Origin of the sequence: Arthrobacter sp. N199823 (genome assembly GCF_002929705.1) — a bacterium.
GTDB lineage: Bacteria > Actinomycetota > Actinomycetes > Actinomycetales > Micrococcaceae > Specibacter.
Genome location: NZ_PJIN01000001.1, coordinates 437,218 through 452,522 on the forward strand (window position 1 = coordinate 437,218; position 15,305 = coordinate 452,522).

Consider the following 15,305-nt stretch of genomic DNA (forward strand, 5'->3'; position numbering starts at 1 on the left):
GGGTCATGGGACTTGAAGCTGCACCACGGGACATGGACGGTCAGAGACCTCCTGTGCCCCTTGGCGTAGATCTAGCGCACCCTGGGGTAGATCCGTTACGCCCCGGGGTAGCGCAGGACCCAAACATTGCTCCCGTGGCTGCCAACAGTCAGCCACCTCCGGCTCTTCCGGCTCCAGCTCACCCCTGGCACCGATTTGTTGCGGTGGGGGATTCCTTTACGGAAGGCCTGGATGATCCGGAGCCACGCAGCCCAGGCAGATACCGGGGCTGGGCGGATAGGGTGGCGGAAGAGCTGAGTAACGGAGTCCCGGATTTTGCCTATGCCAACTTAGCCGTCAGGGGGCAACTGCTGCAGCAGGTAGTGGGCACCCAGATAACTCCAGCACTTGCTCTTAACCCGGATCTGGTCTCCATCCAGGCCGGCGGAAACAACTTGCTGCATCCCGGGGCAGACCCGGACAAACTGGCGGCGTTGCTGGAGGCTGCCGTGGTCCGCCTTCGCTCGCAAGGGGTGACGGTGGTGATTTTTGCCGGCCCCGACGCGGGCAGATCCACCGTGATGGGTCAGTTCCGGACCAAGATTGCCATCTTCAATGAAAATATGCGCAGCATCGCCGAACACCACGACGCGCTGATCGCGGATCTGTGGGCCATGACTCAACTGCACGATTCGCGCATGTGGAGCGTGGACAGGTTGCACCCCTCGGCCATGGGCCACCATGAGGTGGCCGCCATGGTGCTGAACACCCTTAACGTGCCACATTCATTGGTGCCACTGACTCCGAAACCACTCCCGGCGCAGAGCTGGCGCGAGGCAAGGGCAGGTGAGATCCTGTGGGCCCGGGATTATCTCGTGCCGTTTGTGTTGAGGGCTATCCGTCATGAGTCGTCAAACGGAGGCTTTGGCGCCAAGCGTCCTATTCCGGCGCCACTCCGCGCTGTTCCGGTGACTACCCCGGTTAGAATCTTTGGGAATCCCGTGCCGCCCTTGCCTGGAGCAGAAAATGACCCACAGGCCAATCCTGGATGACAGTTTGGCATCATCACGGGGTGGCAGCCGCCGGGCGTGGCCGCGTGCCGGTATCGTTTCGACTTGTGAGCGAGAATTCAAAGCCCCAAGACTCAGAGACCCTCGATTCGCCTGCCAACGAGCCGGCGCCCTCGGGTCCGGCACAGCACGGCCTTCTGGCGCGCGTACAGTCCGAGGCCGCTGCTGGCGCCGACGCTGCCGCTGCTGGCGCCGACGCTGCCGCGGCCGAAAAAGCCCGTGCTCGGCGGGCGGCGGCACCCGTTGCCGAGAGTTCCGTCTCCAAGATCAAACTCGAGGAAACGGCTCATCCGGAACCCATGCGTCCGGCCTCGAGGATGCCTCGGCTCCCCAGTGATGAGGAAATTGCCTCGGCGCTGGCCAAGAGCGTTTCAGATGCTGAAACGGGAAAAGACGCGGGAAAAACCGGCACAGCGAACGCTGCTGAGCCAGCCGACACCGCCGTAGCTGCGGAGTCTGCTGAGGACAGCGCAGCCTTGCGCCCCTCTGTCGAGGAGCTGGCCAAGCGCAAGGCGGCCAGAGACAAGGCAGCGAACACCAAGCCGGTACTGCCGCGCGTGTTCCAGGTGTTGATTGCCGTGTTCTACCCGATCGTGCTGTTGGTGTTGGCCATCAGACTGGTCACCACTTCAACCTTCCTGTGGATTGAATACCACCGTCCGGGGTTCCCCTCTGACAGCTTTGGATTCACCACAGACGATCGTATTACGTACGGCTCCTACACGGTTGACTACCTGCTTAACTTTGCCTCGCCACGGTACTTGGGTGACTTGGTCAATTCGGTGGGCAATCCGTTGTTCCTGAGCCGAGAAGTAGCTCACATGGCCGATGTCAAGACAGTCATCGTCATGGCGTTCCTGACTGCGCTAGTGCTGGCGATCATCATGGTCATCGGCATGGTCTACCTTTCGCGTCGCAGCTTTGGTGGCAATCGCCGCGCTTTGTTCGCCGGCTCTATTGTCACTTTGGCGCTCATTATTGGCCTGGGCATCTTCGCTGTCACCGGTTGGGAAGCGTTCTTCACCGAGTTCCATAAGATCTTCTTCGCCAACGGAACGTGGACCTTCTACACCGACGACACCCTCATCCGGCTCTTCCCGAGTCAGTTCTGGATGGATTCGGGCATCTTCATAGGCGCGTTCGTCTTCGTGGTCTCGTCCTTGACCCTGGCATTCACCTGGCCCACTAAAGATCGGCGCGTGGCTGTATCTGCCGCGATGCGTCCGGGTAGGCGCACCACGGGCTAGCCTTGGTTGCCGTACCAACGCTCAAAGGCAAGGATCTCTTCCATTGCCGGCAAAATCTCTTCAACCATCTGCTGGTGGGTTAGACTGCTCCGTCGATAAGGGTCAACAACATCGTCACCTGCGGTTGACGGTTTCGATTGGCTGCGAAATTCGGCGGCCAGAACGGGAAGTTGCTGCCACCGTTGCCGGACCTGCTCCGGTGAGTTTCCGGTTTTTACCCTATCGGTGCCTGAGCGCCTGATAGTTCGCAAAATTCGGCCGAGTTCAACCAAGGTGTAGCTTCGCTTCAACAGGCGAGGGCTCATCTGAACCACGGCACCGCGGTGGGCCACTGTCATGGCTAGGACAAGATCAGTATCTGCGAGTAGCGCTGGGACCAGTTGGCGCGAAGCGAACCCCTCACTTGATCCGCCAAAGGAAGCCAGCAGGGCAGCGGACTGATCCTCCATGCCGTTGCCCACTAAAGCTCCCGTACCAGCACTGCGCACTTGGAAAAGGCCGGGGTGCAGGCTTTCCAGCTCCGTTTGCAGCATTCGCTCAGCAAAAGGGGACCGGCAGATATTTCCTGTGCATACAGTCAACAATCGAATCATAACTCGATCCTAGCGGTCTTGGTCATGATCAAAGCGTCACAATTCATTCGCAGCCCAAGTGCACTTCCGTGTCCTAGATCCAGCTCGGGAGCCACATATGTTGGCGCCAATATTCCTGCGGGATGATCTCCGCTGCCCAGATCGGATAGAAGAAGGCGCTGATGGCAACTGTCAGGACCAGAAAGATTCCAACGATGATGGCACCTTGGGCTCGCCGCCACGGGGGATCGCCAATTTTGCCTAAGATCATGCCCAAGACCAGCACAATGGCCAGGATCATGAACGGTTCGTAGGCGATGGCGTAGAAGAAGAAAATGGTGCGCATCGGGTAGAAGATCCAGGGCAGGAATCCAGCAGCGAATCCGACCAGGATGGCCCCTGCACGCCAGTCGCGCTTGGTGATCCAGACGCCGATGAGGAACAGGAGGGCCAATGTTCCTGCCCACCAGATGAGCGGATTGCCAACGCTGGTGATGGCGGCCGTGCACTTTTCCACCGCGCATCCGCCGTCGCCGTTTTCATAGTTCTTGACGTAGAAAGAGGTGGGGCGGCCCATGACCAGCCATGACCAGGCATTGGCTTTGTAGGGGTGGTCTGAGGCCAACCCAGTATGGAAGTTGTAGGCGGTGTAATGGTAGTGCCACAGGGAGCGCAGGGAATCCGGGACCCAGCCCCACGTGGTGGACGGGTTCTCTTGCGCCCAATGCCTGTCGTAGGCGTCTGTGGAGCGGAACCAGCCGGTCCAGCTGGCCAAGTAGGTGGCGGCGGCGACGGGCACCATGGAGACAAACGCAACGATGCCGTCTTTCCAGACAGCGCCCAGCACCCAGTACTTGATGCCGGCAATGCGGCGGGCGTTCATGTCCCACACCACACTCATCAACCCAAAGGCGGCCAGGAAGAACAGGCCTGACCACTTGGTGCCAATGCACAGTCCTAGGGCCACGCCGGCAGCGATCCGCCACCAACGGATCCCCAGCCACGGGCCGTACAGCAGGGCTTTGGACGGGATCCGACCATCCGGGCCGGCGAGGGCCGATAGCTTTGCTGCCAGCCGCCGTCGTCCATCATCGCGGTCCATGATGAGGGCACCAAAGGCGGCCAGGGCAAAGAACATAACAAAGATGTCCAGCAGTGAGGTGCGGGACTGGACAATGGCGTGCCCGTCCACGGCGAAGAGCAGGCCGGCCACAGCGCCCAGGATGGTGGAGCGGAACATTTTCTGGGCGATTAGGGCCAGGATGAAAATGGACAGCGTGCCAACGAGCGCTGCCGTGAACCGCCAGCCGAAGGTGCTTTCCGGGCCAAAAATCCACATGCCGAAGGCGATCATCCACTTGCCCACGGGCGGATGCACCACGTATTCGGGCGTTTGTTCCAGGCCGGTAAAGATGCCTTGGTTGAAGAGGTCGTTGGCCTTCTCCGCCCAGTTGCGCTCGTAGCCGCTTTGCAAATAGCTGTAGGCGTCCTTGATGTAGTAAGTCTCGTCGAAGACCAACGACGGCGGCTGGCCCAGTCGCAGGAAGCGCAGGAGTCCGCCAACCAAGGCCGTCAGGATCGGGGCCATCCAAAACCAGACGCGCAAGCTCACGGGCGTGGTGGCCATGGAATACCGGCTCCCCAGGAGTCGGGCACGCAGGGCTGTGCCGGTGAAAGCCTCGGCCGGATCGAGCAGCCAACGACGTGCCGGAACGCTGGGCCTGGCCGCGTGGGAGGGGCCCGGCGAGCCGCTGCCCTCCGCCCGCGGTTCAGTGGCAGCGGTGGGATCCGGGGCCGCCGCAGCGGTATCCATAACGTGGGGTTGCACGGGGTCAATGCTACCCAACTGTGCCCTGAAGCCGCGGAGCACTACGCTGGAGATATGGAAGATGACTTTGGCACAGATCCCGCACCCGCCGACAACGACTCGGACGTGGCCGAAGAAGCCCTCGACTCCAGCCTTGCCCCGCCGGCCAAGCCCGGAGAGGGCTACATTGTTTTAGCGGCAACCCCCATCGGCAACATGGGCGATGCCTCGGCCCGGCTCATTGCCTGGTTGGGCACGGCGGACATTGTTGCTGCCGAGGATACCCGCCGCCTGCACCGGCTCGTCACCAGTTTGGGTGTGAAGGTGGGCGGCCAGATTATTAGCTACCACGAGCATAATGAGGCCGTGAAGACCGCCGAGCTGCTGACCCAAGTTCAGAGCGGCAAGACCCTGTTGATGGTCACCGATGCCGGCATGCCCTCCGTTTCCGATCCCGGGTTCCGGCTGGTGGCTGCCGCCGTTGAAGCCGGTGTGAAAGTCACAGCAGCACCTGGCCCCTCCGCGGTCCTGACAGCCCTGGCACTGTCCGGGCTGCCCACGGATCGCTTCTGCTTTGAAGGATTCCTGCCGCGTAAGTCGGGGGAGCGGGCCTCGCGATTGCACGATCTAGCCGTGGAAAAGCGCACCATGGTGTTCTTTGAGGCGCCGCACCGGCTAGAAGCCATGCTGCGCGCGCTGCACACAGCTTTTGGGCCGTCCCGTCAGGGGGCTGTCTGCCGCGAGCTCACCAAGACGTACGAAGAAGTGATCCGCAGGCCGTTGTCCGGGCTGCTGGAATGGGCCGAGGAAAACCAGATTCGCGGTGAAATTGCCATTGTTGTCAGTGGAGCTCCGGCCGGTGACGCAGGAACTGTCGAGGACCACGTGGCGGCTGTCAACGAGCTGATGGGCCAGGGGATGCGGATGAAGGAAGCTGTCGCCGTGATTTCCCATGATGTGCACTTCAGCAAGCGTGAGCTGTACAGCGCTGTGCTGGCAGCACGCGGGTAACAGATACCTGGGGCTAGATTCGAAACTTATGCGCTGAACCCGTGCTCAGTTCCGCGCATGGTTACCTATGCGCGGAACTCACTGTGGGTTCACCGCATAATTTCAAAGCTCCGAACACTGCCGTGACCTTCCGTTGGACAAATGCACAGCGAATTCGCTGCTGGTAGTGCGTAGATGCGTAGACACTTTTATCGGCTGAGAACTACCGTGAACTAAAGCACAGTGAACCGCTGCGCAGCCTGCGTCGAGCCGGAGCACATCCGGCACGGCCGCGCGTCGGCGGTCATGCAAATGCACACGATAAATCGGCCTTCGATAACGTCGTCCAAGCAACTAAGGAGTCATCATGACCGTGACAGCTGCCACCGAACTCACCGAACGCGAACGTGCTTTGCTGGCCAGCGTTCCCACTGGACTGCTGATCAATGGTCGATGGCGCAGTGCAGCCTCGGGGAAGACCTTCGACGTGGAGGATCCGGCCACCGGCGCGGTTCTGCTGATGCTGGCCGACGCCGGCCCCGAGGACGGTGCCGCGGCCCTAGATGCCGCGGTCGCCGCACAGGAGGACTGGGCCGCCACCGCCCCGCGCGTCCGCTCCGAGATCCTGCGCCGCGCTTTCGAGATGGTCACGGCCCGCGCCGAGGACTTTGCTCTGCTCATGACTCTTGAAATGGGCAAGCCGCTGGGCGAGGCCATGGGCGAGGTCAAGTACGGCGCCGAATTCCTGCGCTGGTTCTCCGAGGAAGCCGTCCGCTCCTACGGCCGCTACTCGGGCAACCCCGAGGGCACCCAGCAGATCATGGTGCAGAAGAAGCCCGTGGGTCCATGCCTGCTCATCACGCCGTGGAACTTCCCGCTGGCCATGGCCACGCGCAAGATCGCCCCCGCCGTCGCCGCCGGCTGCACCATGGTGCTCAAGCCCGCCAACCTGACCCCGCTCACCAGCCAGCTTTTCGCGCAGATCATGCTCGACGCCGGCCTGCCCGCCGGGGTCCTGAACGTCGTCTCCACCTCCACCGCCGGTGCCGTGACCGGGCCGCTCATCCAAGACCCGCGCCTGCGCAAGCTGTCCTTCACCGGATCCACCCCCGTGGGCCGCCGACTGCTGGCCGACGCGTCCACCAACGTGCTGCGGACCTCGATGGAACTCGGCGGCAACGCCCCGTTCCTGGTCTTTGAGGACGCTGACCTGGACGCCGCCGTTGAGGGTGCCATGGCCGCCAAAATGCGCAACATGGGCGAGGCCTGCACCGCGGCGAACCGCTTCCTCGTGCACGAGTCTGTGGCCGACGAGTTCGCTGCGAAGTTTGCGGCCCGGATGGGCGCTTTGACAACCGGCCGAGGCACCGACCCTGCCACCCAGGTGGGCCCGCTGATCGATGCCAAGAGCCGCGACAACGTCCACTCGCTCGTGACCGACGCGCTGGCCGACGGCGCCACCATCGTCACCGGCGGCGCACCCGTGGACGGTTCCGGCTACTTCTACCAGCCCACGGTGCTGCAAGGCGTGGAGCCCGGCGCACGCATCCTCACCCAGGAAATCTTCGGACCCGTAGCCCCGATCGTCACGTTCAAGAACGAGGACGAGGCCGTGGCCCTAGCCAACGATTCCGAGTACGGCCTGGCCACCTACGTCTTTACGAAGGACCACAACCGCGGCCTGCGCATGGCCAACCGGATCGAAACCGGCATGATTGGCCTGAATGCCGGCGTCATCTCTAACGCGGCCGCACCGTTCGGCGGCGTCAAACAGTCCGGACTGGGCCGTGAGGGCAGCGTTGAGGGCATCGAGGAGTACCAGTACGTGCAGTACATCGGCTTCCCGAACCCCAACAACGTCTAGTTCCGCAGACCCGGCACCACTTTCCGGCGGTTTTTCGGCAACGCCGCATCACTTCCGGGGGTTTAATCCGTTACGCTCCCTCACTCTGTGCCACAAAGTGAGGGAGCGTAACGGTTTAAACGCCGTAAAGTGGTGCGGCGTTTCGGGGGGAAGTCTAACGGTGGAAGAGCGACGCCGGCAGCCACCGTGCGCGCAACCGTCGCCACGGTGTGGCTCGAGTCTGCAGACGGGCGGCAACAATTTCCACCGCGTCTGCCAGATCGTCGCGTCCGGCAGGACTCTGCGCACCAGGCGCAGTCTCCGCAGACAGCGTGCTCCCAGACGCGGTGGCACCAGAAGTGGTGTCCACAGACTGAGTACCCCCAGCACGGCTGGCCCCAGCGCCGTAAACATCCTCCTCATAAGCTCGCCGCAGCAATCCCACAGCGGCAGGAGCCGTGGGCCCGAGCATGGTGGCGATGCGTTCGGCATGGAGTGCCGGGGTGCGTGCCGGATCAGGGGCATAGCCATAGTCGGTGGCCGTGTCCATGAGTTCGCGCCAGGCCAGAACGGCCGGCGGAACGCCGGAGCTGATAGTGCCAGCCGTGTCTCCCGCGCCGCCCGGGCCGGAAACGCGGGCAGTGGCGGGGGTACGCACCCGGGCTAGGCGCCGCCGTCGGACATTATTTCTAGCCCAACCCGGAGCCATCAGCAGCAAGACCACCAGGATTCCGGCACCGGTGCCCAGCAACCAGTGGCGCCAATTCACCGATTGTCCTGCATTTCCGGGAGCCGCAACGGCTGTTGTGGCGGACTCCGTGGCTGTCGCCGTGAGCGTTGCCGTGGAGCTGGGAGCGGGCGCGGCGCTGGCCAAGGGGACCGAGCTGTCGGTTTCCTGCTCGTACTCGGGGACACTGCCGCGCGAGGGAGTGGGCTCGAAGGGAACCCAGCCGAGGCCCTCAAAATACAACTCCGGCCAGGCATGCGCGTCACGGCCGGTGGCTCGGTAACCAAACAGGCTGACACCGTCGCGTTCGGCAACATCAGTGGTGACAGCCCCTGGCGCATAGCCCACGGCAATGCGAGAGGGGATACCCAGCTCCCTTGCCATGACAGCCATCGCGGCGGAAAAGTGCACGCAGTAGCCGCTCTTGGCCTTCAAGAAAGCCGCGAGGACCTCCATGCCGGAGCCGTCGTATCCGTCCTCGGCGGGTGTGTCCAGACTGTAGGTGAAGGCATCCGAGCGTAGATAATTTTGCAGTGCCAGAGCTTCGGCAAACGGTGTAGCCGCTGATCCGGCCACACTTTTGGCGGTGTCTTTGACAATTTTCGGCACATCGTCCGGGAGCGTGGTGAAGACCTTTTCCAATGAGGCGGACGGCTTCCCTGTGGCTAAGCCCAGCCGGGCCGCGGTCAGTTCCGGAACCTCGCTGCGGACCACGTAGCTCTTCTGGTCTGCCGTGGTGGACCCTGCACCCTTGATGGTTGCGGTGGCCGGGTTCCACCGCCAGTTCCCGCCCAATTCCGTGACGCTCACTGTGCCAGCTGGTGCCGGTAGCCACTCACTGCGCAGGCCTTCGGGGGCGATGACAGTGAGCGTTTCCGTGCGAGGGATGCCTGGATTGGCATCGTGCGCCGGTGCAACGCTTGCCAGACCGGGTTGGAGCCCCAGAGGTAGCGGAGAGGGCCGCCACGATTTTCCCGTGAAGTCTTCCAGCGTGTTGAGTCGGATGTACTGGCCGGAATTGGTGTTGCTCAGATAAGTGAGGTGCACTTGGCCTGATTGTTGCCGCAGGTTCTCGCCGAGGGAGATCATGGGGTCTAGGCCTACGTTTCCGTTTTGTGGGTTCAGCCGGGTGCCTTGAGGGAAGGCGCCCTGGTTGAATCCAGGCAGCACCGCTGGCACCAGCGCCATCACCAGCACCACGGCTGCACCCAAGGCGACGGCCCGCGTCAGCGTACCGCTGGGGAGGTAGCTGGAGTCTGTTCGAATTTTCCCCTCTGGAGCGTACCAGCGGCAGCAGCCCATGATCAGTAGGAATCCAGCGCCGGCACCCACGAAAGCCATGGTGCCAAGACCGGTTTCCGTCATTAGCGCGGAGGGCAACATGACTAAAATGAGCCCCAGTGAACTAGCTGCTGGCATCGAGACCGTAATGGCCAGGGTGTCAATCAGCAGTGCCGTGAAACCCAAGCCGGCACTCACAAGGAAGACCATGGGCAGCACGGCAGGGGCGGGAGCCAAATTGCCCATGATGACTTCTGAGGCCTCGGTGGCCAGGAGCTGGGCGGCCCTGAGCGTCTTCATCGTGGGAATGAACCCGAGCACGGCACTCGTTGGGAAAAATACCATTGTCAGGCTCAGCAGCCAGCCGGCCAGGGCTCCCAGCGGGGCGAAGGAGCTCAGCCCCGGGTACCGGCGCAACAGCACAGGTAGCAACAATGTTGCAGCCACCACAACCGATGCACGCGGGAACCAAGCGTAGTTGACTAGTACACCTTTCAGGGCCAGCGAGGAACCCATGACGGCAGCGAAAATTGCTAGCGCCAGGATCCAGCGGGCCGGGCCGGTGCGTGGCGCACCGAAGCGGGTTCGCGGAGATGTCCGCCGTGGCCAGCCGACGCCGCTTCCCTGACCAGAGTTTTTCTGGGCCGGCTTGCTTTGGCCGGGCTGGGCCTGGGCCGGTGGTCCTTGATAAGGCGCCTTTCGGTACGGGTGTTTCTCAGGTGTGCCGCCGTCCTGCTGTAACGTCATGGTGCCAGCCCCAAAGAAGCGCTCCGGTCTAGCTGTAACCAGACCAGCTCAAGGGGAACCGATGGTGTGAGGGCTGCGGCGTGCCACCCCGCCCTGCGCAGGGTTTCCAAAGCGCTGGCAACCTCACTGATGTCTTGGCAGAGCACTAAAGCGTAAGCGCTCTGAGTTGATTCTGCGATGCTCGCCAGCCGATGGGCGTCGGCGTCATCGAGCAGCCCGGTGACGGCCACCAAGGGTCCGCGACGCCGCCCATGGTGGAGCTTGTACGCAAGTGCGTTGCCGAAGGGCGCGCTGTCGCTTTCAGAAGCTTGTGTTCCAAGGACTGAGCCCCCGTCCGCTTCCAATTCCAAGGCCGCCAACGCTGCGGCGACGTCAAAGGTACCCTGGCTTCCGCTGAAGTCCTCCACGGCAGGGGCGATCGCAGAGGCTGACGATTCGAACCCTGGGTTGCCTCCGTGATCCAGCACGCGTAGTGAATAGCCACGCTCCAACAAGTGGGCGGTAATGGACGCCACCGCGCTGACGGCCTTCTCGAAAGTCGGGGTCGTCAACAACCCAAAGCTCGTGGACCTGCCGAGCCCTGCGCCACCGAGCCCTGCACCACCGAGCCCTGCACCACGATTCGGCACAAGACGCTGATTGAGACGGTGGGAATCGCCAAAGGCGTGGTGACGGCGGTCTAGCACCACAGCGGCCTCGGGTGCAGTGACGGACTCTTCCGCGCGGACCATGAGCTTTCCATGCCGGGCAGTGACGGGCCAATGGACCCGACGCAGGGGGTCCCCAGAGCGGTATTCACGGGTCATGGCGTCGTCGTGGCTGGCGTGGGCCAACTCCTTGGTGGTTCGTGAGCCGTCTTGACCTCTTCCGTCGGAGAGCGAAATCGATGCAAGTTCGACGGCGGCCGGGGCCACGGTGAGCTGGCCGCCGTCGCCCAAGGTGCGCTTGAGAAAAGCGACGCCGAACGGATCGGAAAATTCTGCCCGCAGCGGACCCACCGGGTATACACCGCGACGGGGTGGGACCACCTCATAGTGGTAGCGGCTCACGGGGCCGCGCGGCACTACTGGGTTGGGAAAACTAAAGGACGGGGCAGCGTAGAAACTGTCGGGTAGTTCATCCGTGAGCCGGGCCCGGGCGCCGCCGGGGGCTTGGCCGCGTACCTCCAGGACCACCGAAACGGCGCTGCCGGCCCGTGCCAGACCGGGGGAGATCCGGCGCTTTACGGCAAATCCCGGCTTGAACCACAACAGCCCGGCGCAGGCAGCTCCGGGTAGCGCTAAGCAAAAGATGGCCAGCATTAGGAGATCGCGGCGGCCCAACGTAATCGCCAGCAAAAGGGCCAGAGCTCCCGATGCCAAGAGCAGCCAGCCACGGAGCATGAACGGTCTCAAGGACAGCATCGGGGCCTTACCGGAACCGGGCGTCCTTCACGGCGCGCCCGTCTGGTTGGCCGGGAACCGGCACCGTGGCCAGCAGCTCAGCGATGACACTGGCCGCCGTGGCGCCACGTGTGGCCGCTCCACGCTCCACCAGCAATCGGTGAGCCAAAACTGGCACTGCCAGCTCACGAATGTCATCGGGTAAGACAAAGCCGCGGCCAGCCAGAGCAGCAGCAGCTTTCGCGGCACGCAACAGCTGGAGCAGCGCTCGCGGACTGGCCCCCAAGAGCAAGTCAGGGTTCGTTCGGGTGGCTTGGCCCAAAGCCACGGTGTAGGCGCGCACGGCTGGGGCAACGTGAATGGCGGCAACGGTGGCGATCATGGCGTTGACCTGGTCGGCGGTGGCCACACTGCTCACACTATCCAGTGGGTTCACCGACTGGTGAGTTTCCAGCATGGAGAGTTCGGCGTCGGTGTCTGGATAGCCCAACGAGATTCGGGCCATGAAGCGGTCGCGCTGGGCCTCAGGGAGCGGATACGTCCCTTCCATTTCAATGGGGTTTTGGGTGGCAATAACCATGAACGGGGCGGCCAAACTATAAGTCCGCCCATCCACGCTCACCTGGTGTTCGGCCATGGATTCGAGCAGGGCCGACTGTGTCTTCGCCGATGCCCGGTTGATCTCATCACCAATAACAATGTTGGCGAAAATGGCTCCGGGGCGGAATTCGAAGGCCTGGGTGGACTGATTGAAGATGGAGACGCCAGTGATGTCACTCGGCAGCAGATCCGGGGTGAACTGGATCCGGTTCACAGTGCAGTGCACGGTGCGGGCCAGCGACTTCGCCAGCAGTGTCTTGCCAACCCCGGGTACATCCTCCAGGAGCAAATGGCCACCGGCCAGCAGTACCGTCAGTGCCAGCCGAACCTGTTCCTCTTTGCCATCGATGACAGTGTTAATGACGGCCATGATTCGCTCGCTCAAGGCATCAAATAGTGCCGCCTCCATGGCTTGCGCAGGTGCCGGCGCATCTCGTGGCGCAGCCTGCAATCCAGCCTCAGCCGCGGTGTTCCCAACTGCTGCGGTGTCTGCTAGCAATGTCTCCTGCGGGCCCATGCCTCACCTTTCGGGTCGATTTCATTGCCATCTGCTCACAGGACCTCTCCTAAAACCAGAGTCCTGTGACCTACGCTACTAGCTTGGCCGCAAATTGGCGCCTTCGCACACGCAAAAGAAGCGGACGATCCCGCAAAAGAAGGGGAGAGGAAGCGAACGGTAAAGTAGAAGACCATGTGCACTAATGATGTTCCTCGCCCGTACCGCCCTGAAGAGCTCCAGGACAGCGAAGACACCCGCCCGGGCGCTTTCGCCGCAGCACCGGAACCGCTGCCCGTGCCCGTGTATGACAATCACACGCACTTTGACTTTGGCGATTCACCTGTTGAGCTCGGAGCGGCGCTCGATGCAGCCGAGGCGGTGGGAGTTGCGGGAGCTGTTCAGGTTGGTTGCGATCTACCCTCGTCACGTTTCACCGTTGCCGCAGTCGATGCGGATCCGCGCCTGCTCGGAGCCGTCGCCATCCACCCCAACGACGCTCCGGAATTGGCCGTCTCCGGCAGCCTGGATGCGGCCCTGGCGGAAATTGCTGACATGGCGGCCCATCCCCGTATCCGTGCCATTGGGGAAACCGGACTGGATTACTTCAGGACGGGCCAGGATGGGGTAGCTGCCCAGCACCATTCCTTCCGCCAGCACCTAGACATTGCCAAACAGCGGGAGCTGGCGTTGCAGATTCACTGCCGTGACGCGCACGTTGATGTTCTCAAGATTCTGAAGGAGGTTGGGGCGCCCTCGCGGCTGGTCTTTCATTGCTTCTCCGGCGACGCTGAGTTGGCACGGATTTGTAACGAGAACGGCTGGTACATGTCCTTCTCCGGCACCGTGACCTTCAAGAACGCCCACAATTTGCGCGAGGCCCTTGCCGTGGCAGATCCGGCACTGGTCATGGTGGAAACTGACGCGCCATTTTTGACTCCGCACCCCTTCAGGGGCCGCCCCAATGCCAGCTACATGCTGCCCTATACGGTGCGAAGCATGGCTCGGCTGATGGACCTGGATCTGAGTGTTATGGGTACCTTGTTGCGTACTAATACGGAGTCTGTTTATGGATCTTGGACGGATTAGCGATGTCGTGTCGCTCACTTTTTCACCGCTAAACCTTGTCCAGCAGATCACGATTAGGTTACGCTGAATAACTATTAGCCGTGGTCGGGGAAGGCCAACGGATGAAATGCTGCCGGAGCGACCGTTCGAAAGAGCTCCGCGGCAACCGTTCGCAAGAACAATTTTGGCAGTTCAGTCCGCGATATATCGCGGCCTAAAATTGCTGTAGTTGCTCTGTTCTTCTCCGTGCCCGGGTGCTCTAGTAGTTACGGGAACTCGTGAATTCTCTCCTCACCGTCAATGGCAAATTGAGCTATTTGAAGCTTGCCTGCCAGGGCGCAGTCTTGCTGGCGCTCGTGGTAGCGCTTCTGGCGTTCATAACGGCCACCAAAACCGTCACCCTGGTAGTGGATGGACAGACCAGCTCAGTTCAAGCCCGCGGTGAGCATGTCGGTGATGTACTGGAGCAAGCGGATATTTCCGTGAGCAGCGCCGACAGCATCACACCGGCGCTAGACATCAGTGTTGAGAGCGGTTCAACTATTACCGTCAACACGGCCAAAGACATTACGGTGAGCCTGGATGGGGCCGAGAAAACTGTCACCACCACATCCTCCAAGATCGGTGATTTGATCAGCCAAATGGGCATCGCCGCCAATGCCAAGGTTTCCTTGCCGGCCGATTCCCTGATCGCCAATTCCAGCGACTTGAGCATCATCACCCCCAAGCAGATCACTCTCGTGACGGATGGTAAGAAGCAGATCAAAACCACCACGGCTCACAGCGTTGAGAGCTTCCTTGCTGAAACCGGCGTGACTCTGGCCAAGACGGATCTGCTCTCTACGCCCGGCAGCGCAGCTGTGGTGGAGAATATGGTTCTCAAGGTGACTCGCGTGAACAACGCCGGAACCGCCACGGAGACCGAATCCGTCCCATTCAAGACTGACGAGAGCGTTGATCCGGAACTCTTCAAGGATCAGAAGAAGACGGTCACTGCGGGTGCCGCCGGCACGCTGGAAAAGACGTTCCGCACGGTTTCCATTGACGGCGTTGAGGTAAGCCGCACCGAGACCGGTGCCAAGGTGATCACCGAACCAACTGCAGCAAAGATCAGCATCGGTGGCAAAGAGCGCCCCGTCAAGAAGGTTGAAGCAGCCGCGGCCCCGGCATCCGCAGGAGCCAATACTGGGGCCAAGGCGCCCGCCATGTCCAATGAGGCCATGTGGGATGCCATCGCCCAGTGTGAAGCAACCGGTAACTGGTCCATCAACACCGGAAACGGATACTACGGTGGCTTGCAGTTCGACATCCAGACCTGGCTTGGCAACGGTGGCGGCGCCTACGCGCCCAACGCCAGCTTGGCCACCAAGGCCCAGCAGATTGCCATTGCCAACAAGGTCTTCGCCGAGCGTGGCCTGCAGCCGTGGGGTTGCGGCCACGCGGCAGGATAGTCTGCACGCAACGCTCCATCACTTATGGCAGGTTTCTTAGCAACG

11 protein-coding genes are annotated in these 15,305 nt (G+C 62.0%); 6 read left to right on the forward strand and 5 right to left on the reverse strand.

All coding sequences use genetic code 11. From position 1 onward, the window contains the following. Positions 1 to 5: 5 nt before the first annotated feature. Positions 6 to 1,031 carry an SGNH/GDSL hydrolase family protein gene (locus CXQ93_RS01935; protein WP_256939710.1) on the forward strand — a complete coding sequence of 342 codons (1,026 nt, stop codon included), beginning with the start codon at positions 6 to 8 and terminating at the stop codon, positions 1,029 to 1,031. A gap of 65 nt (positions 1,032 to 1,096) precedes the next feature. Continuing rightward, complete coding sequence (locus tag CXQ93_RS01940; RefSeq protein ID WP_258068527.1) at positions 1,097 to 2,296, forward strand: TIGR01906 family membrane protein; 1,200 nt, start codon at positions 1,097 to 1,099, stop codon at positions 2,294 to 2,296. On the opposite strand, the gene CXQ93_RS01945 is transcribed toward CXQ93_RS01940, so the two are convergent. Then, the gene (locus CXQ93_RS01945) at positions 2,293 to 2,889 is read right to left on the reverse strand and encodes a low molecular weight phosphatase family protein (protein WP_104108786.1); all 597 of its coding nucleotides are present in this window, start codon (positions 2,887 to 2,889) and stop codon (positions 2,293 to 2,295) included. The two genes, CXQ93_RS01940 and CXQ93_RS01945, sit on opposite strands and share 4 nt — an antisense overlap. A gap of 73 nt (positions 2,890 to 2,962) precedes the next feature. Then, entirely contained in the window at positions 2,963 to 4,681 is a 1,719-nt protein-coding gene (locus CXQ93_RS01950; protein WP_104108787.1) for a phospholipid carrier-dependent glycosyltransferase, read from the reverse strand. Between the two features lie 69 nt (positions 4,682 to 4,750). Here CXQ93_RS01950 and rsmI point away from each other — a divergent pair, with 69 nt between their 5' ends. Both rsmI and CXQ93_RS01960 read left to right on the forward strand, forming a co-directional pair. Next, entirely contained in the window at positions 4,751 to 5,686 is a 936-nt protein-coding gene (rsmI, locus tag CXQ93_RS01955) for a 16S rRNA (cytidine(1402)-2'-O)-methyltransferase (RefSeq protein WP_104108788.1), read from the forward strand. Positions 5,687 to 6,032: 346 nt separating this feature from the next. Further along, a complete protein-coding gene (locus CXQ93_RS01960; RefSeq protein WP_104108789.1) occupies positions 6,033 to 7,529 on the forward strand; it encodes an NAD-dependent succinate-semialdehyde dehydrogenase in 1,497 nt (498 codons plus the stop codon). Between the two features lie 154 nt (positions 7,530 to 7,683). Here CXQ93_RS01960 and CXQ93_RS01965 read toward each other — a convergent pair whose 3' ends face one another. The 3 genes from CXQ93_RS01965 to CXQ93_RS01975 are packed head-to-tail and all read right to left on the reverse strand — an operon-like array spanning position 7,684 to position 12,762. Beyond that, entirely contained in the window at positions 7,684 to 10,263 is a 2,580-nt protein-coding gene (locus tag CXQ93_RS01965) for a DUF3488 and transglutaminase-like domain-containing protein (protein WP_104108790.1), read from the reverse strand. Then, positions 10,260 to 11,666, reverse strand: a complete 1,407-nt coding sequence (locus tag CXQ93_RS01970) for a DUF58 domain-containing protein (protein WP_104108791.1) — start codon at positions 11,664 to 11,666, stop codon at positions 10,260 to 10,262. Before CXQ93_RS01970 ends, CXQ93_RS01965 begins: the two co-directional genes overlap by 4 nt. Positions 11,667 to 11,673: 7 nt before the next feature. Beyond that, positions 11,674 to 12,762, reverse strand: a complete 1,089-nt coding sequence (locus CXQ93_RS01975) for a MoxR family ATPase (RefSeq protein WP_104108792.1) — start codon at positions 12,760 to 12,762, stop codon at positions 11,674 to 11,676. A gap of 174 nt (positions 12,763 to 12,936) precedes the next feature. Between CXQ93_RS01975 and CXQ93_RS01980 the strand changes: the two genes are divergently transcribed. Then, positions 12,937 to 13,830: a TatD family hydrolase gene (locus CXQ93_RS01980; RefSeq protein ID WP_104108793.1), complete on the forward strand. Its 894-nt coding sequence runs from the start codon at positions 12,937 to 12,939 to the stop codon at positions 13,828 to 13,830. A 257-nt stretch (positions 13,831 to 14,087) separates the two neighbouring features. Further along, entirely contained in the window at positions 14,088 to 15,260 is a 1,173-nt protein-coding gene (locus CXQ93_RS01985) for a resuscitation-promoting factor (protein ID WP_104108794.1), read from the forward strand. The last annotated feature ends 45 nt before the right edge of the window (positions 15,261 to 15,305 follow it).